We start from the raw sequence: 24,406 nt of genomic DNA on the forward strand, positions 1-24,406 counted from the left end.
AAATGACAACGGACAAATGACAAATGACAAACTTAAATGTCGCCGCGAATTTCTTCTACAACGCCGTCGCGCAGAACGATTTCGACTTGCATTTTGCTAATCAGGTTATCACCGATTTCTACCCGGAAAAAGCCTTCCATTTGGAACTGATTGACTTCCTGATCTTGCTGGAGAAACTGGACTTGCTGGAGGTTTTGCAGCAACTGGTTTTTCTGCTCTAGAAATTCACTTTTCTTTTGATTGACTTGGAGTTGAATATTGTCAATTTGTTGGAGGGTCTGGGGGCCGGGTGGTTGCAGACTCTGCTTTTGAATTGCCGCGATCGCTCTTTGTCCTTCTACGTCTAGCTGTTGCAGTTGCTGATCGAGTTGATTGATCTGCGTTTGCAGCTGCTGTTGTACTTCCTCTTTCCAAAGAGGAGTCACAATAACTTTGACGTTAACGACGCGTTTCAGAAGCAAATTAGATTTGGAGACATCCATAAATATTTCACGTTCACTCTTTACAGTTGGGAGGTGGAATTATCAGGCAAACATGCCGTCAATAATATCGCGATAACGTTCCGTGACGATATGTCGGCGAACTTTTAGTGTTTGTGTCATCAAACCATTTTCAATGGAAAACGGTTCTAGAATGAGTTTGAATGTCCCGATGCGGTCATCCGGTCGATAGCCTGGACGATTTTGCACTTCTCGATTCAATTCTTGCCGAAATAAATCCTGGATCATTCTACTCTCACAGTCAATTTTTTGACTAGGCGAAGAAGTGGCCGGATTGTTCTGCACCCATTTTTCTAAGGCTTCGACATTGGGGACAATTAAGGCTCCTAGGCTGCGCCGATCTTGCCCAACGAGCATAATTTGATCGATGTATGGCGATCGCAAACAGGCATCTTCAATTGGCTGTGGCTCGATGTTTTCCCCGTTAGTCAATACAATCGTATCCTTTGATCTGCCAGTCAGCACCAAATCGTCTTGTGGTGTCAGCCAACCTAAATCGCCGCTATCAAACCAACCTTCAGCGTCAATGGCTTTCGCTGTCGCTTCGGGATTTTGGTAATAGCCTTGCATAATCTGCGGGCCCCTCAACAATACTAAGCCTCGCTTTTCTACTGGTAGAGGCGCTTTTGTCTCAGGATCTACAATTTTAGCTTCTGTAGCGGGGAGTGGTAGCCCTGATGCACCAATCAAATTTCGCCAAGGACGACGCACATGGGTAACAGGAGAAGTTTCTGTCAAACCATAGCCTTGCAAAATCTGGACACCAATAATTTCAAAGAAGTTATCGATGTGTTTGGGAAGCGCACCGCCGCCGCTAATCATCTGCTTGACTTCTCCGCCTGTGGCTTCTCGCACCTTAGCATAAACCAGTCGTTCTCCCAAGGCATGGAGGGGTAATAAAGCAGATGCTTGGATCTTAGCTGCTAATCGTTCGACGGCTGAAGCATGAAGATTATTTAAATCCAATCCCTGAGCAGTTCGCCTAGCTCTGATATATTTATCGCTAATGCCCAATAAAAAGTTAACTAGGCGTTGCTTATTTGCTGGTTGTTCGCGGAACTGCTTTTGCACTCCTTCATAAATCGATTCCCACAGACGGGGTACACCCACCATATAGTTAGGTTTAAATTTTTTCAAATCTCCTTTCACGGAGCGCAGGTTAGTATAAACTTGCGTGCAACCTTGAGATAGTAAGTAATACTCAACAGTTCGCTCGTAACTATGCCACGAAGGTAGGATACTGAGAACCATATCGCCGACATTTGGTTGCAATACTGTGCCAAAGGTTGTTACTTGGTGCATCAAGTTTTTATAAGACAGCATTACACCCTTGGGTTTGCCTGTGGTGCCAGAGGTGTAAATTAGGGTTGCCAAAGCCTCACGGTTTTGTTTAACTGGCACAAAATTATGATTTTTTCCAATTTCAATCAACTGGGCAAAATTCAGCACCTTTAGGGTTTCGTCTGTGGGTGGTGCTTCATCTGAAAGTAAGATCGCAAACTGAATTGGTAAATCTTTGATCCGGTCTTGCAGTTTTTTAAGTGTCTTTAAATCCTCTGCTACTATTGCCGTACTGCCGCTATTAGCGATGATAAACAGCAATTCTTCTTTTTCCGCTTGAGAGCTACGCACCGCATCAACTGCTCCAGCAGTCATTATGCCTTGATCGGCAATAAACCACCGGGGACTGTTGTCAGAAATTAAGGAAATGCGATCGCCTACCTTCACTCCCAACGCCTGTAAACCAGCTGCAAATAGTTGTATTTGCTCTGCTAACTGGGTATAAGTAATCACTATTTCTTGTTTGGTGTGAGGGCTGCGGAGGGCGACAACATCACCAAATTTCTGAGCTGCCAAAGGCCAAACTTCTGGTAGCGATTCCACATTTGTGTAATCTACCAACCGCTTTAATGCCTCGCGTTCTTGCTCGCTGATATTAGATAAAAAAGAAGACGCGGTTTGGGTTTTTGACATAACACCTTAATATTGTAAATTAATCGTTTTTACAGCTTATTTTGTTATTCCGCTACAATAACCGTCCTTATTATCCACATTCCCTTCTGTGTATAATAATTTCAGGAATTCCACGTTTATATTTACAAAAATTTATGTTAAAGTTAGTTTACATAGAGTGCAAGCAATAGATGAACTGAACGTCAATCCTACACATAATATTATGCTTGCGCCTCAAAACAGCGATCGCCTATTTTTTAAAGGAGATGATTACCTATGAATTTGATAGATGCTATAGTGCTAACGCTCATCAATGCCGCTGCTTGCATGGCGTTTCCTAAGCTTGTAGCTATTCTTCTAGATGATAAAACCAAAGCCAATCAAGTGTTGCGGAATGCTTCAAAATTGCAAGTAGCCAAAATTGAACTTACGAGTTTTCCTTATTGTACAGCTTACTCATTGACGGGAAGTCAATACTGCAAATTCAATCCTGATTTTTGTTCTAATTGTTCTCCAAATTGATGGACTATTTGCCAGAATAAATTACTCGGTACTCCGAGCAACTTTCTAGATATATTAGGCAATTGGAAAAATTTATTTTTTCCTATACCTATATTTTTGCGTCTACTTATTCTAGCGATGTCTACGACGAGCTACGCTAACGCTAGTTATCCTATAATCGCCGAACCTCTTATGTTGTAAGTATTTATCATTCCTACGTAAGTCCATTAGACATTACGTACATACTTTCACGGTGCGATCGTGTTGCTCGGTAGTGCATTCGCTTTGATTTGTAATAATTGCAACCTCTATAACCCCGATTTCTTAAAAAAATCGGGGTTTTTGTTTATAATAGCCCAAAAAATCGCCTTTTTTGAGTTAACCGAACAGTATGCCTAGCCTACCAAAACTTGAAGTGCAAGGCTAAGAGCCACTTGAAACTCTTAGAGGATGTTTGAAAAGTAGCAAAACATTTCAGATTCCCCTAAATCCCCCTTAAACAGGGGGACTTTAATTCCGGTTCCCCCCTTTTTAAGCTACGGTGTACACACAAGTCTTTGAGAGTGGCCTCATAAGCTTTTGATCCCCCCCAACCCCCCTTAAAAAGGGGGGCAAAAGTCTTTCAAAGTCCCCCTTTTTAAGGGGGATTTAGGGGGATCTTTAACGATTTTGGGTTTCGTACAGAGATGTGTGTACACCGTAGCTTAAAAAGGGGGGCTAGGGGGGATCTCTAAGTGCCTACAATCATAGCCAAATACTTTTCAAACAACCTCTTAGGGTTCCATTACATCTTTGTTTCCTTGCCAAGGTCTAACTCAGTATAATTACTAATTGAAGTCAGGGTACATATATAACTAATATAACAATTAATATATTAATTGTTAAATCTATTACATGAGAATCCAACAGCTTTAACGCCCAAACAGCCGGAAGTTGGTCGAAACTTCACAAAGTTCGAGGGTTGACCCAGGACAAAGTTTGCAGCAAGCATTGTTCGTAGTGAGCGATTCATCGCTTATAGCAAGGTTTAATCGGGACATCTAGAACAAAAGAAGATTATGTACAAAAACTTCTGCAAACTATCTTGATTATTTAGACATTAAACTATTAGTTCAAAATAACAGGTTCTACCATGACTCGGAAACAAATCACAGAGTTTTCTCTAGAAGATGGTACAAAGTTTTTAGCTGAAGTTGATGAGCCAGAAAATAGCAATTCTCTTGTACGTGTTGCTAGACCAGATGCTGGACAAATAGTAGTTGAAGCTAAAAAGAAATTTGATGAAGTATTAGATCAAATACAACCTGTAGCTTCAGCGATTATCATCAAACTGAGTCAGCTTAATACACCTGCCGATGAGGTAGAGGTTAAGTTTGGTATTAAGTTAAATGCAGTTGCAGGTGCAATTTTTACTTCTGTAGGTGGTGAAGCTAACTACGAAATTACCTTGAAATGGAAGCAAAACAAGGCATAGTAAAATATGGCATCCATTGCAGATAATTATATTCCAGCTTTTAGGTCAGCGATCGCTCGAATTTTCCATCCCAACGGTGCGGTCGTTGGTGTAGGTTTTTTAGTATCGGGGCGAACTCGAAATTATATTCTGACATGCGCTCATGTTGTTACCTCGGCTCTATCTTTACCAGAAGATATTGTTGAAGCTCCTAGTGATGATATTTACTTGGATTTCCCCTTAATTGCATCAGGGCAACAACTAAAAGCTAAAGTTGTTTTTTGGCAACCCGTTGTCAACAACCTATCAACCTCCGAACCTGAAGATATTGCTGGGTTGCAAATAGAAGGACAGTTGCCTCATGAAGCACAACCTATCAAGCTAATCTCAGCTAATAACGTCTGGGAGCATCCTTTCCGCATATTCGGTTTTCCCCACGGACACAATGATGGCGTTTGGTCTACAGGGGTGTTACGAGACGGGCAAGGAAAGGGATGGGTGCAACTAGAAGACAGTAAGGTAACTGGCTATAGGGTAGAACCGGGCTTTAGTGGTGCGCCTATATGGGATGAAACCCTTGCAGGAGTAGTTGGTATGGCTGTGGCGGCGGAGAAACAGCGAGAAAATATCAAGACTGCTTTCATGATTCCGGCGGATGTATTGACCAAAGCATGGGATGAAATAACCTTGCCGATTTCATCAAATGCACATACTCAAAAGAGTCCAAGCCGGGTACAACAACTCAAAATCAAAACTTTGCAACGACGCTTTGAGGTTCTAAGTAGTGACTATGAGGCAGCTTACAACCAACTTAACTATACACTTGGTGCGAGCGATCGCAATATCATTCAACGGCAAATCAACGCCATACTTCAAGAACTCGGTCGAGTAGAAAGCGAACTTAATGCCATTTAAATACAATGAAAAATTCCTCAGATTTACAAAAGAACTATTTAGAGCAGTTAATAGCCCGGTTAAACACTGAAATTGAAAGTCTCAGCAACCAAATAGGGTGGACGCTAAATAATGTACAGAAAGATCAATTAGAAAGGCAACTTAAGGATAAATTTAAGGAAATAGAAAAAGCTTACTCAGAGTTAAGTCAGCTAAATCAAGAATCTCTAGACCAAGTTGATCCTGATAAAATACCATTCACTAATCGAGATGCTACAATTAGTGAGATTACGGGAAATAATTTTCCTACTTATTGTCTGATAACGGCTCCTAAAGGTTACGGAAAAACAGAATTTCTCAAACACATACAGAAGCGATTTCAAGAATTACAATGGTGTTGCGCTTATGCTTCTATGTCTGGCGATCAAAGTATTGAGGACTTAGAAAAGGAATTAGCTAGTTCTCTAAATATTCAAATCAAAGAAGGAAATGAGTTGCCTTGGGGAGAGCGCTTGGGTTCATTATTACATGGAAATTGGCGTAAATTGCAATCGCAGGAGCAGATAGATAATAAAGGAAAGAAAGGTATTGTACTCCTAATCGATCTGGATGGAAATGCCCCACACAAACAACGTTTAAACGAAATTTTTGATCAACTAAAAAAATTGAGTGAGAGAATTGAAAAATGTTTGAAAGGATTACAATTTTTTAAAGATAATTCTAAGAGTCTTCGAGTTATAATTGCAACTCGCTGCCTTACCGATCTCCCGCGAGATTTGATTTTTCCCAAACGAATACTCTCTCTTTTTAATTGGGAAGTGATTCAGGATACAGCAACAAAATATCTCAAACCGATAGACATGACCTCTGAAAGTCTTGCTCTACTTGCAGGACACTTACTGTATTTAACTGGTGGGCATCCAGGGTCTATTGCTGAAGCCCTAAAAGTTTATCGAAGTGAGGGTTACACAGTTAATTGGTTTTTAACCAGTTATGGCAGCAGAATATGGGAAAAAAACCTCAAAAATTGTAGAGATCAGATTAAAGAAAGCTTGACAAAAGAAAATAACCATCTATACGAATCTATTGAAAAATTAAGTATATTTCCTATACTAAACGGTTCTTGGATATTAAAGGAAGCCTTTCAAAGATTTCAGTTGCCTTTCAATGGTGACAGTTTTAAATTAAGCACTGAATTAACAAAGACATCTATTTTTACTCGTGACAAAACGTTTATTAAAGACGGAATGACCCGTCGGCTGCTAGTTATTGGTCTCCTGCGAGAAAGTTCGCCTGAAAACTTTCAAAATCTTTGTAAGGAAGCGGCTCAAATTTGTAGAGACTATGTTGATGATCTGAAATCAAAGAATGATTTTGCTCTTGCAGGAACTTGGTCAATGCAGTATTTTTTTCAAACTCTTCAGCAACACGCTGGATTTATAAATTATGGTGCTGATAGTTTGGCTTATCGACAAGAGCTTCGCCGAACTTTCTTTGATGAAACTGTTGAAGAAACTATTGGAATATTCCGCAATACAGACCGAGAACAAACCCACGAATTTCTGTCTACCCTTAAATCTGAAGTAGAGCATGACTGGGAATTTCAGTTTCTTGTCAATTACTATCTACACAATGACGAATATAATGATACACCCTATAGATATTTAATTCATAAGCTTGATGAAGCTATTCAAAATAACTAACTCAGGAGTCTATTATGTTTGAAATAGATAAATTAGAATTTGTTGGTCGTGAAGAACATCTAAATCGAATTATTTCCCTCGTTCAAAAAACTAACACACTGCATGTTGTTTTAGTAGAAGGTAGAGGTGGAATTGGCAAAACTTGGTTGCTTAATGAATTACAAAACCGCCTCAATCAAATTCAACTCGTTACAAGTGAAATTATTGATTGCGATACCCCTATTTTTAATGATGCAGAAGATTTATGCACTCAAATTGCCAAGCAATTGTATGACAATACATATCAAGAATGGCTGCTGAGGTTACGACAACTAAGAGAAGATGAAAACCACCTCAGTGAAATCGCATACCAAGAAGAACGCAGACAAATTGAAAAGTTTTTAGTAGATGAAATTAATCGAAAATCCAGACAACAGAGACTAGTATTTCTAATTGATACGGTTGAGAAGTTAGGACAACCAGAAATAAGAGCGGAAGTTTGGGAATATATCGCTAATTTATGCCAGCAACTAGATAACGCAGTATTTATTTTTGCAGGTCGTTCTAGCGTTGCTCGTCCAATTCTAGAAAGGTCATTTAAGGAAGAAGAATTAACTTATTTTGAGTTAAATGAATTTACTCATGAGGATGTGCAGACATACATTATTTCTAAAGAGGAGCAACTTCACTTTAATCTTGGGAAAGACTTAGTTGAAAAAATCATAGTTCTTTCTGGTGGCAGCCCCATTATGATTGAATTTGGAGTAGAGTATGCTTATCGAGAAGTTATTCCAGATTGGTTAGAGAGTGAAGATATAGAAACTATTCCAGCCAGGTTGGAAAAAACAGGCGGATTTGAAGCTGAAATGGTTCGTCATATTACACAGCTTCGGACATCAATGGACAGGCTAACCCTGTTGCTTTCACGTATCTACCCATTAGATAGTTATGATATTGCTAATTTATTAGAACTATCGCTGGAAGATGCTGAAAAATTATTTATTGATGCCCAAAGCTACTTTTTTATCAAACCAGTAATGAGTGGCAATCAAATATCATTACATGATATTGTGCGAGACTTGGTTGATAAATATGTGTGGACAGATATTGACCCAGATTTGGAATGGAGAAAACGAGATAGTCGGATTGCTGCTAAATATTTTGAGCAAAAAGATTATCAGCTAGGGCCACAAAAAAGGATATTGGAGGTTCAACTTTCCTCTGATGATTCTCATAAAGTAGCCAATATTGAGTTTCTAATTGAAGAACTGAAACAATTACGAGAATTCAATACTACGCGATGGCTATGGAATGCTTTATACGCCGATCTAACAACAGGCTTTGAGACTTGGTATAAAGTTACTAATACAATCCGCACTCAAGCTAAGAAAATTAGCTTTGTCAAGCAATTGTTAACGCTTCTTAAACAGTTTGAAAAAGACCTAAACCCCGATCAAAAGCTTAGACTGGTTATTTTTGAATCAAGGATTGTTCACGCCCTTAAAGACAAGAGTACAACAGAACATGAGGTGAAAAAACTGGAGGGGATACTATCTGAACAATCTTCTAATTCTTCTCATAAGGCAGATATTTATAATGTCTTGGGAATACTGAATACCAAGTTACATCTTTATGACGAAGCTTTGAAATATCAGCAAGAGTGTTTATCCCTAGTTCAAGGAAACAGGCTATCATCTGCTATACCTCGCGTAGCTAACCAAGTTGGTTATCTTTATCGACAACTCAACAAGTTTAACGAAGCTGAAAAATATTACAAACTAGGTTGGGATGCTGCGATGGAAGTTGACATACCTGATAAAGGCTTAACTCAAGTTATGGCTAGCATTCAGAATAACTTAGGATTTTTGTACGGGCAACAAAAAGATTATGTAAAGGCTGAACAGTGTTTTAAGGCAGCCATTGATATGTGGTCTAGTGTTGAAAGCGAGCGCGAAATAGCCGATGCCGAAATTGCCTCTGCTGCTATTTTGGTAGATAATGGTAATTATATTAAAGCTAAACAGCTACTTGAACGGGCGTTAAGCCGTTGCGACAATGAAGAAAACGATAATCGAATATTGTGTAGGGCATACTTTCAATTAGGCTTAAATCAGTGGTTTAGTGCTGAAGTCGTAAATGAAGCCGTTTGGGATGTGACACAAGTACAGTGGGATCTCAATCTGCTAAGTCTTGCTCAAGATGCTTTAGAAAAAAGCCTGAAACTGGCAGATAAATACGGACTTGAAGAGGAATTACCTAAAATTTTGCACCAAACGGCCAGTGTCTATTGGCATCTTGGGTTTCAAAAGTGCGATCGCTCTCTGCAAGAACAAGCTCTCAAACTCAACGATCGCTCTTACCAGACTAGTCTAGAGTACAATGACATGCGGTATGCCATCGATAGCCTGGTAGGGAAAGCAGAGTTTGATTATTATGCAAAAGCATACGAGAATATTTCAGATTATGCACGAGAACTTAGCGATCGCTTCTTATCATATCAAAATACCTATCAATTGTACTTTGGTCGGATATTACGGATAGAAGGTGATGTTGCATTTCAACAAGCGAACTACGATCTTGCCTTTGCAAAATATGCTCAAGGCATCCCTAAAATCTTCCAGGATGGAGGTTTTGGGCCGTATTCGATTCAACATGAGCTAAATCTGCTGCAAAAGAAAATCGAACGATTGCCGATAGAACTTGCTAAAACTTTAATCCAGCAACTCAAACATCAATGGCAAGACAATAAAGCTCTCAAGGAATGGTGCGATCAACAAATGTTTTTAACTAGAATCCGTGCAACAAAACAGCCATCTTCTCATGCTTAGTAAAAAAATTGATCGACCTAGAATTTTAGTTTCTCTTAATTCTACCTACATAGCAACTGGGCAATGCGATTGTGATGGAGGGGACTGTGCCTGTGACTTATCCCCTTTAGCAGAATTAAGCTCAGATATCCAATTATCTTTGGGGATGTTGGAAACAGAGTTTGTGATATCTCCCAACTCGCAAATTATGAATTTAGATGATACTTACTCTATCTGTTATGGAACCGATCATAAGGTAGTAATTCTAAATCAATCCGCACTAGATATACTAAATATATTTAAAAAACCTCATAAATTACATAATATCACAACAGCGCATTCTCATATTAACGAAATAGACTTAAAGACAGCTATTCAGGAACTATATCAAGCCCGTTTAATTATTCCTAAAAATAATAGCTTATTTAACCTAAATGAAATACCAGAAACTTTATCAGCATGGTTACATATCACCGATCGCTGTAACTTAAGATGTGACTACTGCTACCTTCCTCATTTAGCCAGAGATATGTCAATAGATATAGGTAGAGCAGCTATTGAATCTACATTTCGCTCTGCCACCTTAAATCATTACCGCCGCGTCAAACTAAAATATGCAGGCGGAGAAGCCTTACTATGCTCTCCTTTAATCAAGGATCTCCATTTATATGCTAAATCTCTTAGCGAAGAAAGAAACATTATATTAGATGGAGTTGTTCTCAGTAATGGAACATTGATTACACCTGAGATTATTGAGATGCTTCAAATATTGAATCTGCGTCTAATGATTTCACTAGATGGGTTATCAGATTTCCACAATATTCAACGAACTTATGCAGGCGGAAAGGGATCGTTTCAAGATGTTGAACGGGGTATTAAGATTGCTTTACAAAATGGTCTAATACCTGATATTTCTATCACCGTTAGCGGGCGGAATGCAGAAGGATTACCCGATCTGATTGAATGGATATTAGAGCATAATTTGCCCTTTAGTTTAAATTTCTATCGTGAAAACGAACTGTCCGCCTCTTACGAAGACTTGCAACTAGAAGAATCTCGGCTGATTAAGGGAATGTTGGCAGCATTCAAAGTTATAGAATTGAAATTACCTAATCGAAGCTTATTAGGTTCATTAGTCGATCGTGCTAATTTAGCATCTCCTCATAAACGAACTTGTGGAGTTGGGCAAAGCTATCTCGTATTTGATTACCAAGGACAAATTGCCAAATGTCAGATGCAGCTACATAAAACTATATCTTCAATCAACACTCAAGATCCTTTAAGTGTTGTGCGACAAGATAAAACAGGTATTCAGAATTTATCTGTTGAAGAAAAAGAAGGCTGTCGTACATGTGAGTGGAAATATTGGTGTACAGGTGGTTGCTCTTTGGCTACGTTTAAGGCTACAGGCCGTTATGATATTCAATCTCCAAATTGCAATATTTACAAAGCTTTATACCCTGAAGCTCTTCGGCTAGAGGGCTTGCGCCTTCTCAAATATAGTTAAGTATTAAGACGTATTGTCTTTAATGCTTTAAATCAAGAGCAATCTTTGAAACGTAGTAATCGCCAAAAATATATCAAGCCGCAATGGAAAATATAACTGAATTTACATTATTTGCTCCTCGCAACAAAGGAGCAGCTTTAATTGGGTCTTTTTCTGATTGGAAAGAAATTCCAATGTCAAAAGGTGAAGATGGTTATTTTCGCACTCAAATAAAACTGGAGGATGGCGTTTATCAATACAAATTTCGGATTCAAACCAAAAGTCCAAATTTTACACCTGATGAATGGATAGATGTCATCGATCCCAAAGCAACAGATGTTAATGAAACAGAAAAATATAGCCGGGTACGCATTCAAGATGGGCGAACCATTGTTGATACTTACCTTTGGCAACACGATGAAACGCCGTTGCCTGATAATCGGGAATTAGTTATATATGAAATGCACGTTGCAGATTTTACTGGTGATGAAGTTGGCTATCACAAAGGAGGCAAATACTTAGGGATAATTGAAAAGTTAGATTATCTTTGCGAATTGGGAATTAATGCAATTGAATTAATGCCAGTTAATGAGTACCCTGGTGATTATAACTGGGGTTATAAAGTTCGTCACTTCTTTGCTACAGAATCTAGTTACGGTTCAACAGAAGATTTAAAGCGGTTGATTGACGAGTGTCATGGTAGAGGCATTCGCGTCTTTATGGATGGAATTTATAACCACACAGATGAAGAATGTCCTTTAATACTGATTGACCGAAATTACTGGTACTACGAATATAAGCATTATCCTGAAGACCCAGATAACTACTGGGGGCCAGAGTTTAACTATGATAATTATGACAAAAACTTAAATATTAAGCCTGCATGGGAATACATCAGCGATGTAGTAGAATTTTGGATTAAGGAGTATCACATTGATGGAATTCGCTTTGATGCAGTGCGCCAATTAGCTAACTTTGAATTTTTCAACTGGCTAACTAAGCAAGCAAAAAACCATGCTGCACCTAAGCAATTTTACAATATTGCCGAACACATTCCCGATACAAGCACTGTAGTCAAGCCAGATGGGCCATTAGATGCTTGTTGGCATGAAAGTTTTCGCTACTTTATAATTCCATATATTTGCGGTCAATCATTTGAATTAGAACAACTCAAGCAGGTTTTAGATCCCAAACAGCAGGGTTATGCGATCGCTACCAATGCGATTAATTATTTGGCAACCCACGATCGCGAACGTGTATTACGAGAGTTAGGCAATTGCGGTATCTTTGACACCGCCGCATTTCAACGAGCAAAGTTAGCAGCGACTCTGTTAATCACAGCGATGGGTGTACCCATGCTGTGGATGGGAGAAGAGTTTGGCGAATACCAGCAAAAAAGCGAAGATGTGACTAAGCCGCAGAAGATTACTTGGTCTTTGTTGTCAGCCCCTCAGAATCATGATTTATTTGAGTATTATCGCAAGCTTATTGCTCTACGCCAGCAAACTCCAGCTTTGCAAAGCGATAATATTAAGTTTTTTTATGAAAACGCAGATGATAAAGTGCTGGCTTACACTCGTTGGGATGAGCAAAATTCTCATGTTGTCATAGTGGCAAATTTTTCTGACCAAAATCTAAATCAATATAAAATTTCCGACTTCCCAACTGCTGAGTATTTGCGAGATTGGGTCAGTAATCGGGAAGTAGAATCTGGAGAGAATAGTTTAGTTACTGACTTACCAAAATATACAGCTAAGATATTTGTTTTACAGTAGACAAGATTGGATATCTCATGGAGCTTATCTGATGAAGCGATCGTGCAGCAAATGTCTACTACCCAAGTGCCGCAACTAGTGGATGATTCACGCACTCGCAAAGTAAATGCCTTGTTAGCTATGGTGGGTGTTAGCTATGGTGGGTGGATGCAGTGAATTGCTATACTTATTCCTTGAGAATTTCTCCAAATCGCATTTAGGCTGCCAACAGCTATATTCGCGGATTTTGTGTGAGTATATCTTTTAATATACTCATATATGAATATGCTTTAACGTTCTCATCTCAGCAATTAGATGGTTGGAAAGAGATTAACCCAAGTGTTTTAATTTTATTAAAGAATTGGCAATCAAATCTCAGCCTATTCTCAATAGTCAATCTAGTAATTTTTGTGGTAATTAAAAATGACATCTACATCTAATACATTAGTTGATAAAACCTTCCGTGATAGTGATGGCAACATTGTTATAGCCGAGATGCCAAACCTACCACTCATTGTTTGGATAGCAACTACTTTACTCGCTCTAATTTTTACAAATGGCAAAATCAATACAGTCTTAGAAGTACTAGCAAATGGCTCCTTGTTTACTTGGGCTTGGCTAGAATTATTTCAAGGCGTTAATTATTTTCGCAGAGCGCTAGGTCTTGCAGTATTTATTGGTATTATTGTATCAAAAATTCAGTATTCATAACTGAATCAGTAAGTAAGCGAAATTATCCCATGATTGGAGTCAAAATTTTTAGTAATTTACGGTACAAGTATTAACCGGGCTTTGCCGTTTGCAGTTAGTTCGTAATAACTAGGACTTCCGCAAAAATTGCTAAAAAGCTTCATTTATCGTAGATACATAGTAGCTTACCCCAGGCTACTGCCAAGATGCCAAAAACGCCTTCTCTACGACAGGCTATGCCAACACACTGAAACTTCTTGGTTGAGATGGTAATTTTTCGATCGCCAGCTTGCCCAAATTTCTCACCCATGCTACTGACAAAATCTTTACCCCCTCGAACCTGCTTCTCTACGAGGTGCCGCTTCATGTTGTGAAATGGGCGCGATTGCCGACGACAGGCGGGTACGCGATCGCAATTGCTTTCATAGCTGGTTTTCCGAAGAAATAGAAACCGAAATACCCTTTATTTGTTGCTTGACTTTAGCTTTCGTATTAAAATCTTGATGTAATGCTTCATGGTTAATGCAGTCAAACGTTCAATTCGGATATTCAAAGATGTGCCCCTGCTATGTCTGATTTCCTTTATCACCCTACAGAATTGATCTTCTTCCATTTCCAACCCTTTTGTGTGTTGGGCTGTACTTAGGGTAAGTGGGGGCAGGCGATCGCAATTTGCGCGATCGGATCGCTGGTTAACTATCTACTGGATGCAGAGAGCTGGCTCCTATGTCATCCTAGATTAAGGAGAGTTAATTCAGTGATGTCTTTGATTTTAGTATTGAAAGGCTTTTCCTTTTAGTATTTACAGACTTCTCAGAGAAATTAAAATCTCTACACAGTGATGATTTTGGAGCGAATCGATGTCAATTTACGTAGGTAACCTCTCTTATGAAGTTACACAAGAAGATTTAAGTGGTATTTTTGCAGAATATGGTACTGTAAAGCGGGTTCAAGTGCCTACTGACCGTGAAACGGGTCGTCCGCGAGGCTTTGCTTTTGTGGAAATGGGAACTGAAGCTGAAGAAACAGCTGCCATTGAAGCTCTCGACGGTGCAGAGTGGATGGGTCGTGACCTTAAAGTAAATAAGGCTAAACCCAAGGAAGATAGAGGTGATAGAGGTTCCTTTGGTGGAGGCCGGGGAGGATACGGTGGTGGCGGCGGCGGACGCGGCGGACGCTACTAAATCTTGGAAACCAAGAAAACTTACCAAGAGTCTTAAGGTCAGACAAAACAAAAGTCTGTCTTTTTTTTGTAATGTTACCGCCTGCATATCATTGATTAAGTCAACTTAGTAGGAGAAATAATGACCCAAGTAATTGTCGGTGACAATGAACACATTGAATCAGCCTTACGACGATTTAAGCGAGAAGTTTCCAAGGCTGGAATTTTTCCAGACATGAGAAAGCATCGTCATTTTGAAACACCCTTAGAAAAACGCAAGCGCAAAGAAGTTGCCAAGCACAGACAGAGTAAGAGAAGTTTTCGTAATTAAGAACTGACATAGCTATAAACCAATAGGCTTGGGTTAGTGATATTTCGTTTTGGAAGATCCCCCCAACCCTCCCTAAAAAGCAGGTTTAGGAAGGATCGACCCTTAACCCAAGGATATTGAGATATAAACAAATGCCCTCATAGAATCTATGAGGGTTTTCCTTTTGCTTATTAAAAAATCAGGAAACCTCAAGAAACGCTAAAATCAACTCAGCCTTTGTATTGTAGCGGTTGTGTCCCACATCACTCAGAGTGCGGTTCACTGCATAAATCCTGATTGTCAACGTCCTTATCCCCAGCCTTGGGGAAACAAATTTTGCAACAGCTGTGGCGCACCGCTAGAGTTGTTAGACCGCTATGTTCCACTTCAGCCATTAGGATCGGGAGGATTTGCTCAAATCTACACGGTTTGGGATGAAAAAACTCAAACAGAGAAAGTGCTGAAAGTGTTGGTAGAAGATTCGCCAAAGGCACTGGAGTTATTTACCCAAGAGGCGGCGGTTTTATCTAGTTTGCAGCATCCAGGTGTCCCCACAGTTGATGCAGAAGGGTATTTTCAGGTACAACTGTTTAACCCCAAACCGCACCAACTACCTTGTCTGGTAATGGAAAAAATCAATGGGCGGACTTTAGAGGAGATATTAAAAAAATTTCCCCAAGGTTGTCCAGAGAATTTGGTTGTAAACTGGTTTGCTCAAGCTGTAGAGATTTTACAAGAATTACACAAACGTCAGATTATTCACCGGGATATTAAACCCTCTAATTTAATGCTGGGCACATCTTCGCCCACTGTAACCCTACCTCAAGGGCAAACAGAAGGCGATCGCTTGGTACTAATTGATTTTGGTGGGGCAAAACAATTTAGCGCCTCTAAGCTGCGTTCTCAGTCTAGTTCCACCCGCTTATTTTCTTCTGGCTATAGTCCCCCAGAACAAGTAAGTGGGAGTATTGTCGGGCCAAGTGCCGATTTTTATGCCCTTGGTCGAACAGTGATTGAAATGCTAACAGGCAAATACCCGCTAGACTTGGAAGACCAACAAACTGGAAAATTGCGCTGGCGAAGTTCGGTAAATGTCAAACCAGAACTAGCAGATTTACTGGATGAGATGGTGCAGGAGGATGTGCGATCGCGTCCCGCAAATGCAGCTATGATTCAAAAACGGTTGGCGAAGATTTCTCAACCATTACCGCCGCCAGGATTATTTGCCCAACTACGAGACAAGGTTAAGCTTGCGTCAACGCAAGTTTCCCAGAGATTTGCACTTATAATCCAAGCTATTGAACGAGTTTTAGCTAACTTTAGCCAAGCTGTAACTAAAACCGTTGTTTTTATCGCTCAGACACTCATCAAAATTTTCCAAGCTTGTTTGGCGACCATTTGGGCGATGATATTGGCTTATGTTGGCGCTTGTTTTGGTGCGATCGCTGGTTTTATTTTGGCATATCACACCAACTTAGGGCGGTGGGTTGTGGAATTTATTTCCAGTCAGCTAAACCAATTAGTGCCAAATACTCAACCCGTCTTCGGGGCAGATATTTTGGTATTCGTCGCCGCAGGCTGGGGAACCGCATGGGGACTGACAGTATCTGGGTGTTTTGGTCAACGGCGACGCTTTTTAGTAGCCTCGCTGATGGGCATGATTAGCTATGGCTTCGGCTGGTTCATTTTGCAATTAATTACACCAAAAGACAGTGGCGAGGGCTTAGTAGCAGTGATTTTAGTGTCAGCTTGCCTACTCACCTTGAGCTTAGGTCTTCGCAGCCATCATATAGTGTACGCTGTGTTCGCTGCCTTTGGTAGTGCGATCGCTTATGCATTTTTGATTATTTTGAGATTAGCACCGCCGATCTTCCAATTTACTACTCAACCAGCCTGGTCAGAGTTACAGTTACCTCTGATTTTTTTTGGTTCTCTAGGCTTCTTTATCAGCTTCTGGCTAGGAGTGAGTTACTACCTAATTGTCCCTGGATTGCGCTTTTTAGGATGGCGTTAAGATAATTCGTAATTCGTAATTCGTAATTCGTAATGACGCTCTCTATTAGACCCTGCGGACTTGCTAATGCTGCGCTAACGTAATATTAGGACTTACGCAAACAATAGCCAAAACCCTTTTTTATAGTAGGGGCAATTCATGTAGACGCAAAGCGGCTACTCTTATGAGAACGCTTTCAGGAAACCAGCAGGGTATTGCCTCTACCACATGTAATTCACATAACTGTCTTTAATTACGAATTACGAATTACGAATTACGAATTAATAAAGTGCCTAAAAACAAGATCCCCCTAGTCGTATTTTTCATCGAGCTAGGGGGATCACATATATGGTAGTCTATAAGAGGTTCGGTATAGTTGCTTACGAATCGATTCTATAGCCTATATTTCAGTTTGAGTAGTCTTACCACTAGAATTTATAGTATTTTTACACCTTCTTAATGAATGCTTCATCCCTGTTCTTCCTTAGAGAAGCGGTATATGTAAGTATGGCAGTACGCAGTGTGCGTAAATTGTCATTTTTGTAGATATCTGTAAAAAATATGAACTTTAAGATTGTTGCTACCGTCGCTTTGTTGGCGTGTTTTGGTTTTGCAGAGCAAGCCTTGGCGTTAAATCAGCTAGATTTGGATCAGTTGAAGGCAACAAGTGCCTGTCCCCGGTGTAATTTGAGTGGTGCTGACCTAACTCAACTGAATTTAACTGGAGCGAATTTGCGAGGGGCCGACTTGAGTAGTGCAACATTATCTAAAGCTAATCTCACCAAAGCCGATCTCACAGGTGCAAATTTAGAAGGTGCGATTCTGAACTTAGCGAATCTTAATAGTGCTTCCTTAACCGGAGCAAATTTGAAATCAGCATCCTTGGAAAATGCCGATCTGTCTTATGCCGGTTTCATCAGCGCCAATTTAGAAGCAGCAAACTTAAAAGGTGCGAAATTGGAATTTACCAATTTTCGGGGAGCTAATTTCCGACTAACAACTCTAGCTAATGGTGTCGTCACCTCAGATATGCCTTATAGCTGGTCGTCAGAGCGTCAAAAGACAAGAGAATGTAACCAGTTCAAACCCGAAAATACTCCAGGCACAACCTGTTATTCAAAATAAACTGGGGATTGAGGACTGGGGATTGGGGACTGGGCAATAATCAATAGCTTTTCTTCGTCTGCTTCCCCTGTTTCCCCTGCTTGTTCTTAACTATCCTTGTATAGCAAAAGCATTTTGTTTGTTAACAGTTCTTTATCATGGGAAAAAAGCTTGTAGATTAACTAAATCGATGCTTACCCATATAAAAGACTTAGCAGCAAAACTAGCGCCTCGCTTGATTGAAATTCGCCGCCACATCCACTCTCACCCAGAACTCAGCGGCCAGGAGTACCAAACAGCAGCCTTCGTAGCTGGTGTTTTATCTTCTAATGGTCTGCATGTACAAGAAGGTGTTGGTAAAACGGGCGTTATTGGAGAACTGCAAGGCACTGGTCAAAATGACCGTTTATTGGCAATTCGCACCGATATGGATGCCTTGCCAATTCAAGAGGGCACAAATTTGGAATACGCCTCTCGCGCCGAAGGTATTATGCACGCTTGTGGTCACGATGTCCATACCACTGTGGGCTTAGGAACGGCGATGGTGCTGTCCCAAATGGCGGAGGAGTTGAGTGGAAAAGTGCGGTTTTTATTTCAGCCAGCCGAGGAAATTGCTCAAGGGGCAAGCTGGATGGTGAAAGATGGCGCGATGGAAAACGTCTCAGCTGTTTTAGGGGTTCATGTTTTTCCTTCTATACCCGCAGGATCTATTGGCGTGCGTTACGGGGCATTGACAGCCGCCGCAGATGATTTAGAGATTCTAATTATGGGAGAATCTGGGCACGGGGCGCGTCCTCATGAGGCTATTGATGCGATTTGGATTGCTTGCCAAATTATTACTGCACTGCAACAAGCTATCAGCCGGACACAAAATCCTTTGCGTCCTGTTGTATTGAGCATAGGGAAGATTAATGGTGGCAGAGCGCCGAATATAATTGCGGATAAAGTACAGTTATTGGGAACCGTGCGATCGCTCCATCCCGAAACCCGCGCTCATCTCCCTAAGTGGATTGAAAATATTGTATCTAATGTTTGCCATACTTACGGAGCAAAATATCAAGTAAATTATCGTCAGGGTGTATCCAGCGTTCAAAATGATTACACTTTGACACAATTATTACAGTCAGCCGCAGAAGAAGCTTGGAGTAGCGATCGCGTCCAAGTTTTACCCGAACCCTCCCTTGGTGCTGAAGATTTTTCTATGTATTTGGAACACGCCCCCGGTTCCATGTTTCGCTTGGGTGTAGGCTACAAAGAAAGAATCATTAACCACCCATTACACCATCCCCAATTTGAAGTTGATGAATCTGCCATTATTACCGGAGTTGTAACTATGGCCTATGCCGCTTATAAATACTATCAGCAAAATGTTTAAACAAAAACTCCCAGCTTTGGTGTGCTGGGAGTTTTTGTTTAGACATCTCCTTGAACCACCCCACCGCAAGGCGGATGGGGATTCCTGACATCTCGTGATGACAGTGGGACATTCAAGTATCCCTCTAGACCCTCAAACTAACACCCATACGAGAGGCGTAAGAATTGGGCTTACTTTTGTATTTAGATTCATGCTTTCAGAGTCCATCACTCAGCCAGATAGGTACGCTCTGCATTCTGATATTGCTTGTCAGTTGTTTAGGCTTGCTGCTTAAAAGCAGTAGTGACTTACTGTGCCGGAGTCTCACCGCAAACGTGAATGCTTCAACACGTAGATGATTATTCTTACTCACTTTCCTATTTTAGCATTGAAGGGATTGTCTACTGCGCTCCGCTCCGTAGACCGCTATCCATCCCCACCGTATAGACGGATGGGGTTTTCCGCGAAATCAGATAAATTCAATATGCATTATCTAGAACCCTTGTAGAGACGTAGCACTGCTACATCTCTACATTCTTTTTCACCAGATGTCTTTTAACTAACCTTTTTTAGTAGATATAGAAAGCTCAAAAGCATCCTACACCTTCGATTCGGTAACAACACCTAGCTTTTGTTGAATTCGGGTCTTAGCAGCTTTGAATTCAGTAGCCAGTTGCTCGCTTTGTTCAGTGCTTAAGTTGTTGCGAATAGCAGCAAACATTGTGCTTTCTTCTTGACGAATATGATCGGCAATAGCCTCCCTCAACTGTTTGACTTTCTCTTTGAATAGCGGCGAAGATGGGCTGAGAGCCTTAATTTCTTCTAACGCCTGCTTTGCATGAGCTTGTTCATCAAACAGTTCTTGGGTGTTGCTTTGACCATAGAAAGGACGTACTTTTGGGTATACGACTTCCTCTTCAGCTTCAGCGTGGACACTTAGATCCTTATAAATTTGACCGAAGTACTCTTGGATCTTCTCAGGATTGTCGCTTTGGATCAATTCGGCGAACAGGGTATTTAGCTTGTTATGATCGAGGCGGATGGCATCCTGGATATTCATATCCTTTTTGTCACTGGCTTGGGTAACAGCGCTACCTACCACACCACTGACTGCGGCCAAAGCGTCTTGAACACGCGCCCAAATTCCTTGATCTGCATCTTGTCCAGTGAGTTCGCGGACACCCAGAATTTCTAAAATACCCTTGAGTTGTTCTTGGTGAGCGCGGTTTTCAAAGTTTATGGTATTGAGAGGTGCGATCGCTAGCAACACGTCAGCACCAACTTTTTGAGCAGCTTTATGAACTATCAAACCAGTGGTTACTAGTTGATGTTTCAGCAATTCATGCTGAGATACTTTGTCATACAGACTTAGCTCGGAACTTTTGAACAATTCTTTCGATTTTTCAATGAATTCTCTGACAATCTTTCTTGGTTCAGCCTGGATGCCATACTGACCAATTACAGTTTCTAGAATGCCAAGATTTTTTTCGTCATCATTGAGAAAATTTCGGATGCGATCGGCGATTTCGGAATCGAGTCCTTCTTTCAAAAATAGTTGCTCTTTTTCGATAACCAACTGTTGCAGTGCTTTCAGGTCTGCCAATCTAATAGCAATAGCATTGCGTTTCGTATCATCTAAAGTAGCTACCATCTGTGTTCTCCTCGGCAAAGTGTTCGTAGTCCTTACTGATATAACCTTGACACAGAGGGTTAGAAGATTCCATCTTTCTTTTGAGCGATCGCTTTCACCACTATGGGTAGAAAAAATAATTTTTCTTAACAATTTATATGTTCTTATACTTTTAGATAGATATCTGAAATATCAACTCAAACTGTATCCTGAGATAGATACTTATTCGGTTTTGTTTTATCAAGCAGAATCAAAGTATATCTATCAGAATGCGATTGGATTTTATGAACTATAATATTGTATTTGGTAATTCAAAATAAGCTCCCAATCACAGCGAGCATCCAAATTTGGCAAAAATATACGGAACTGACATGAAAATCCTTTTAAATCCTCTTCTCTTTGTGTCCTTTGCGTCCTTTGCGGTTCGTTTTTTATTCTCCGGGATAAGCCAGAATCTCGGATGTAAATTAAACTTGCACATTTGGGATGCTCCCCAAATCACAAGGCTTTAGTTGATGCTTCAAAGGTTCGCTTGATTAAAATTCGGAATGATATTTTAATTCGTTTAATCCTTTCTCAACATTCTGCCAGATTACAAACTTTAAAAGGTAGACTTTGGTACTTTTAGGTAGTTCTGTCCACCTTTTAACGAAGGGCTAGATTCTACTTACATCCTAAAGACTCACGAGTATCTACACCAGTTTTAGAATTAACACCACTTGCTTTAACACAAAGCTTTTTCACTTGCGTTCCATCTAAAATTGCATTCGTAAAATCAGTGCCTGTGACATTTACATCATCAAAAGTAGAACGCAGCATCATTGCATCGGTTAACACAGCATCACTCAAATCAGCATCCTTAAATCTTGATAGATAAGCTATGCCTTCACTAAAATTAGCACCATGCAGATTTACTCCCTCCAGCAGAGTACCGTTGAATACAGTGCCACGTAAATCAGCATTGCTAAAATTAGCATTCTCTAATTTGAGATTGGTAAACTCAGTGCCAATTAAACTTTGACCAGAGTAATCCTTACCCTTGAGTTCATCATTACCCACAGAACGGGTAATACTGGAAGAACTCGCAGCTTCCGCCGATAGGGGAAACAAAAAAAGAACCAAAGCTAAAACACAGCTAGCTATTAGTCGCCAATATTTCATAATGTCTTCTTAATAAATCTCAACACTTCCACCATTAACTATTAAACCTCACAGAAGAGGACAAAGGAATGAAGAAGGGAAGCGGGTACAGCTTACAGGGTAGAAATTATTCCCTATCATCTACCCCCTGTCACCTCTTCCCTAATCTCTCGTAGGATGATAGATGTTGAGGTGCGATGCCTAACGGCAAGTTGCTCCGCATCTACGCAAAATTACCTGTGGCTAATCAAGAAGACAACGCCCAATCTCTGGCGCGAACCCCTTTATATCAACTGGGTGTAGAACTCAAAGCCCGCTTTACCAGCTTTGGCGGCTGGGAAATGCCCGTGCAATTTAGTGGTATTAGCCGCGAACACGAGGCTGTAAGAAATACAGCCGGAATGTTCGATATTTCCCACATGGGTAAATTTACTCTCCAAGGTAAAAATCTCATTTCCCAACTTCAGCCTCTAGTGCCTTCAGACTTGAGTCGATTGCAACCTGGTCAAGCACAATACACCGTATTGTTAAATCCCCAAGCTGGAATTATTGACGACATCATTGTTTATTACCAAGGTGAAGACACTACTGGTATACAAAAGGCATTTATCATCGTCAATGCAGCAACCTCTGGTAAAGATAAAGCATGGTTATTGCAACATCTTGACCTGGATAAGTTGCAATTCCAAGACCTTTCACCAGAAAAAGCCTTAATTGCCGTCCAAGGGCCAAAAGCGATTAAATATCTCCAGCCATTAGTGAAAGAAGACTTAGAACCAATCAAAGCCTTCGGACATTTAGAAGCAACCCTACTAGGGAAACCTGCCTTCCTGGCCCGCACAGGTTACACCGGAGAAGATGGCTTTGAGGTGATGGTAGACTCAGATGTGGGGGTAGAATTGTGGCGAAATCTCCATAAAGCTGGTGTTATCCCCTGTGGACTTGGTGCGAGAGACACCCTGCGCCTAGAAGCAGCGATGGCACTTTACGGACAAGATATCGATGACACCACCACACCCTTAGAAGCAGGTTTGGGGTGGCTAGTTCACTTAGATACCAAATGTGATTTTATCGGACGAGAAGTTTTAGCACAGCAAAAAGCCACTGGAGTGCAGCGCCGATTGGTGGGTTTACAAACCCAAGGACGCAACATTGCCCGTCATGGCTATCAAGTGTTATCAGCAGGTAAAGTGGTGGGAGAAGTTACCAGTGGCACTCTGTCGCCCACAGTTGGTTATCCCATTGCCTTAGCCTACGTTCCTACCCAACTAGCAACCGTTGGTCAGCAGCTAGAAGTCGAAATTCGTGGCAAAGCTTATCCAGCAGTTGTAGTTAAACGTCCCTTTTATCGGTCAAAAAATCGTGTTGCCAACTGATAAGAGCCGGGGTTTTTGAGGAATAATGTGTTGTGAGTTACTCAATCTACAGTAAGGTTCATTACTAGATATGGCTTGGATGACTGTTGGGGCAATAATTTTTTTGATAAGGGAGAGGAAGTGATATGTCTTTTGAATATCCTCAAGATTTTAGATACCTCGATTCTCATGAATACGTGCGAATAGATGGCGAAATTGCCACCATTGGCATTACTGAGTTTGCCGTCCATGAATTGGGTGATATCGTCTTTTTGGAACTGCCAGAAATTGGCGACGCTCTGACCAGGGGAGAAAACTTTGGCACAATTGAATCAGTAAAAGCCGTTGAAGAACTGAATTCACCAGTCACAGGCACGGTTATAGAACGCAATGAAGCCTTAATTAATTCTCCCGAAGAAGTGTCAGAAGACCCCTACGGAGAAGGGTGGTTTTTGAAAGTGCGTGTCAATGACCCTGGTGAAGTTGAGGATGCCTTGACAGCAGATGAGTATCGCGCCCAGGTGGAAGGGGAGTAAGGAAGAGGGAGATGGTGAAGCAGAGAATGAAGATTTCCCTGCGTCACTGTCTCCCCATATCTTCTCTACCACTCCACTCGAAAATAAGTCATGAAATTTAGA

The 24,406-nt window shown here is 40.7% G+C and carries 21 protein-coding genes; 16 read left to right on the forward strand and 5 right to left on the reverse strand.

Going from position 1 to position 24,406, the window contains the following annotated elements; translation table 11 throughout:
• Positions 1–32 precede the first annotated feature (32 nt).
• The gene (locus tag CDG77_RS08200) at positions 33–482 is read right to left on the reverse strand and encodes a YlqD family protein (protein ID WP_012412623.1); all 450 of its coding nucleotides are present in this window, start codon (positions 480–482) and stop codon (positions 33–35) included.
• A gap of 42 nt (positions 483–524) precedes the next feature.
• Complete coding sequence (locus CDG77_RS08205) at positions 525–2,474, reverse strand: AMP-dependent synthetase/ligase (RefSeq protein WP_094328907.1); 1,950 nt, start codon at positions 2,472–2,474, stop codon at positions 525–527.
• A 255-nt stretch (positions 2,475–2,729) separates the two neighbouring features.
• Between CDG77_RS08205 and CDG77_RS08210 the strand changes: the two genes are divergently transcribed.
• From CDG77_RS08210 to CDG77_RS08245, 9 genes are all read left to right on the forward strand, one after another.
• A complete protein-coding gene (locus CDG77_RS08210; protein ID WP_223269741.1) occupies positions 2,730–2,975 on the forward strand; it encodes a hypothetical protein in 246 nt (81 codons plus the stop codon).
• Positions 2,976–4,086: 1,111 nt separating this feature from the next.
• Positions 4,087–4,428, forward strand: coding sequence for a CU044_2847 family protein (locus CDG77_RS08215; RefSeq protein WP_094328908.1), 342 nt, complete (start codon positions 4,087–4,089; stop codon positions 4,426–4,428).
• 6 nt (positions 4,429–4,434) lie between these two features.
• Positions 4,435–5,322, forward strand: a complete 888-nt coding sequence (locus CDG77_RS08220) for a trypsin-like peptidase domain-containing protein (RefSeq protein ID WP_094328909.1) — start codon at positions 4,435–4,437, stop codon at positions 5,320–5,322.
• A 5-nt stretch (positions 5,323–5,327) separates the two neighbouring features.
• Complete coding sequence (locus CDG77_RS08225; RefSeq protein WP_094328910.1) at positions 5,328–7,004, forward strand: hypothetical protein; 1,677 nt, start codon at positions 5,328–5,330, stop codon at positions 7,002–7,004.
• A 14-nt stretch (positions 7,005–7,018) separates the two neighbouring features.
• Positions 7,019–9,811 (forward strand): tetratricopeptide repeat protein, encoded by a 2,793-nt coding sequence (locus CDG77_RS08230; RefSeq protein ID WP_094328911.1) that lies wholly within the window; start codon positions 7,019–7,021, stop codon positions 9,809–9,811.
• Positions 9,804–11,297 carry a radical SAM/SPASM domain-containing protein gene (locus tag CDG77_RS08235; protein ID WP_094328912.1) on the forward strand — a complete coding sequence of 498 codons (1,494 nt, stop codon included), beginning with the start codon at positions 9,804–9,806 and terminating at the stop codon, positions 11,295–11,297. The genes CDG77_RS08230 and CDG77_RS08235 overlap by 8 nt, the downstream gene beginning before the upstream one ends.
• Before the next feature lie 83 nt (positions 11,298–11,380).
• Positions 11,381–13,051, forward strand: a complete 1,671-nt coding sequence (locus tag CDG77_RS08240; RefSeq protein ID WP_094328913.1) for an alpha-amylase family glycosyl hydrolase — start codon at positions 11,381–11,383, stop codon at positions 13,049–13,051.
• Positions 13,052–13,057: 6 nt separating this feature from the next.
• Positions 13,058–13,207 carry a hypothetical protein gene (locus CDG77_RS36320; RefSeq protein WP_181154464.1) on the forward strand — a complete coding sequence of 50 codons (150 nt, stop codon included), beginning with the start codon at positions 13,058–13,060 and terminating at the stop codon, positions 13,205–13,207.
• A gap of 246 nt (positions 13,208–13,453) precedes the next feature.
• Positions 13,454–13,741: a hypothetical protein gene (locus CDG77_RS08245; RefSeq protein ID WP_094328914.1), complete on the forward strand. Its 288-nt coding sequence runs from the start codon at positions 13,454–13,456 to the stop codon at positions 13,739–13,741.
• A gap of 139 nt (positions 13,742–13,880) precedes the next feature.
• Here CDG77_RS08245 and CDG77_RS08250 read toward each other — a convergent pair whose 3' ends face one another.
• Positions 13,881–14,087 (reverse strand): hypothetical protein, encoded by a 207-nt coding sequence (locus CDG77_RS08250; RefSeq protein WP_094328915.1) that lies wholly within the window; start codon positions 14,085–14,087, stop codon positions 13,881–13,883.
• 493 nt (positions 14,088–14,580) lie between these two features.
• Here CDG77_RS08250 and CDG77_RS08255 point away from each other — a divergent pair, with 493 nt between their 5' ends.
• From CDG77_RS08255 to CDG77_RS08275, 5 genes are all read left to right on the forward strand, one after another.
• Positions 14,581–14,904 (forward strand): RNA recognition motif domain-containing protein, encoded by a 324-nt coding sequence (locus CDG77_RS08255; RefSeq protein ID WP_094328916.1) that lies wholly within the window; start codon positions 14,581–14,583, stop codon positions 14,902–14,904.
• Between the two features lie 120 nt (positions 14,905–15,024).
• Positions 15,025–15,213 carry a 30S ribosomal protein S21 gene (gene rpsU, locus CDG77_RS08260; RefSeq protein ID WP_012407716.1) on the forward strand — a complete coding sequence of 63 codons (189 nt, stop codon included), beginning with the start codon at positions 15,025–15,027 and terminating at the stop codon, positions 15,211–15,213.
• A 232-nt stretch (positions 15,214–15,445) separates the two neighbouring features.
• A complete protein-coding gene (locus tag CDG77_RS08265) occupies positions 15,446–17,206 on the forward strand; it encodes a serine/threonine protein kinase (RefSeq protein ID WP_094328917.1) in 1,761 nt (586 codons plus the stop codon).
• Between the two features lie 540 nt (positions 17,207–17,746).
• Positions 17,747–18,310: a pentapeptide repeat-containing protein gene (locus CDG77_RS08270; RefSeq protein ID WP_094328918.1), complete on the forward strand. Its 564-nt coding sequence runs from the start codon at positions 17,747–17,749 to the stop codon at positions 18,308–18,310.
• Between the two features lie 169 nt (positions 18,311–18,479).
• Complete coding sequence (locus CDG77_RS08275) at positions 18,480–19,664, forward strand: M20 family metallopeptidase (protein WP_094328919.1); 1,185 nt, start codon at positions 18,480–18,482, stop codon at positions 19,662–19,664.
• 577 nt (positions 19,665–20,241) lie between these two features.
• Here CDG77_RS08275 and CDG77_RS08280 read toward each other — a convergent pair.
• Both CDG77_RS08280 and CDG77_RS08285 read right to left on the reverse strand, forming a co-directional pair.
• Positions 20,242–21,294: a hemerythrin domain-containing protein gene (locus CDG77_RS08280; RefSeq protein WP_094328920.1), complete on the reverse strand. Its 1,053-nt coding sequence runs from the start codon at positions 21,292–21,294 to the stop codon at positions 20,242–20,244.
• Positions 21,295–21,936: 642 nt separating this feature from the next.
• Positions 21,937–22,434 carry a pentapeptide repeat-containing protein gene (locus tag CDG77_RS08285; RefSeq protein ID WP_094328921.1) on the reverse strand — a complete coding sequence of 166 codons (498 nt, stop codon included), beginning with the start codon at positions 22,432–22,434 and terminating at the stop codon, positions 21,937–21,939.
• Positions 22,435–22,652: 218 nt separating this feature from the next.
• Here CDG77_RS08285 and gcvT point away from each other — a divergent pair, with 218 nt between their 5' ends.
• Both gcvT and gcvH read left to right on the forward strand, forming a co-directional pair.
• A complete protein-coding gene (gene gcvT, locus CDG77_RS08290) occupies positions 22,653–23,789 on the forward strand; it encodes a glycine cleavage system aminomethyltransferase GcvT (protein WP_094328955.1) in 1,137 nt (378 codons plus the stop codon).
• A 125-nt stretch (positions 23,790–23,914) separates the two neighbouring features.
• Positions 23,915–24,304 carry a glycine cleavage system protein GcvH gene (gene gcvH / locus CDG77_RS08295; protein ID WP_069072677.1) on the forward strand — a complete coding sequence of 130 codons (390 nt, stop codon included), beginning with the start codon at positions 23,915–23,917 and terminating at the stop codon, positions 24,302–24,304.
• Positions 24,305–24,406 lie beyond the last annotated feature (102 nt).

Origin of the sequence: Nostoc sp. 'Peltigera membranacea cyanobiont' 213, assembly GCF_002245975.1 — a bacterium.
GTDB lineage: Bacteria > Cyanobacteriota > Cyanobacteriia > Cyanobacteriales > Nostocaceae > Nostoc.

Coding starts and splice junctions, on each gene's coding strand:
- CDG77_RS08200 (WP_012412623.1), bottom strand. CDS start 482: ATGGATGTCTCCAAATCTAATTTGCTTCTGAAACGCGTCGTTAACGTC.
- CDG77_RS08205 (WP_094328907.1), bottom strand. CDS start 2,474: ATGTCAAAAACCCAAACCGCGTCTTCTTTTTTATCTAATATCAGCGAG.
- CDG77_RS08210 (WP_223269741.1), top strand. CDS start 2,730: ATGAATTTGATAGATGCTATAGTGCTAACGCTCATCAATGCCGCTGCT.
- CDG77_RS08215 (WP_094328908.1), top strand. CDS start 4,087: ATGACTCGGAAACAAATCACAGAGTTTTCTCTAGAAGATGGTACAAAG.
- CDG77_RS08220 (WP_094328909.1), top strand. CDS start 4,435: ATGGCATCCATTGCAGATAATTATATTCCAGCTTTTAGGTCAGCGATC.
- CDG77_RS08225 (WP_094328910.1), top strand. CDS start 5,328: ATGAAAAATTCCTCAGATTTACAAAAGAACTATTTAGAGCAGTTAATA.
- CDG77_RS08230 (WP_094328911.1), top strand. CDS start 7,019: ATGTTTGAAATAGATAAATTAGAATTTGTTGGTCGTGAAGAACATCTA.
- CDG77_RS08235 (WP_094328912.1), top strand. CDS start 9,804: ATGCTTAGTAAAAAAATTGATCGACCTAGAATTTTAGTTTCTCTTAAT.
- CDG77_RS08240 (WP_094328913.1), top strand. CDS start 11,381: ATGGAAAATATAACTGAATTTACATTATTTGCTCCTCGCAACAAAGGA.
- CDG77_RS08245 (WP_094328914.1), top strand. CDS start 13,454: ATGACATCTACATCTAATACATTAGTTGATAAAACCTTCCGTGATAGT.
- CDG77_RS08250 (WP_094328915.1), bottom strand. CDS start 14,087: ATGAAGCGGCACCTCGTAGAGAAGCAGGTTCGAGGGGGTAAAGATTTT.
- CDG77_RS08255 (WP_094328916.1), top strand. CDS start 14,581: ATGTCAATTTACGTAGGTAACCTCTCTTATGAAGTTACACAAGAAGAT.
- rpsU (WP_012407716.1), top strand. CDS start 15,025: ATGACCCAAGTAATTGTCGGTGACAATGAACACATTGAATCAGCCTTA.
- CDG77_RS08270 (WP_094328918.1), top strand. CDS start 17,747: ATGAACTTTAAGATTGTTGCTACCGTCGCTTTGTTGGCGTGTTTTGGT.
- CDG77_RS08275 (WP_094328919.1), top strand. CDS start 18,480: ATGCTTACCCATATAAAAGACTTAGCAGCAAAACTAGCGCCTCGCTTG.
- CDG77_RS08280 (WP_094328920.1), bottom strand. CDS start 21,294: ATGGTAGCTACTTTAGATGATACGAAACGCAATGCTATTGCTATTAGA.
- CDG77_RS08285 (WP_094328921.1), bottom strand. CDS start 22,434: ATGAAATATTGGCGACTAATAGCTAGCTGTGTTTTAGCTTTGGTTCTT.
- gcvH (WP_069072677.1), top strand. CDS start 23,915: ATGTCTTTTGAATATCCTCAAGATTTTAGATACCTCGATTCTCATGAA.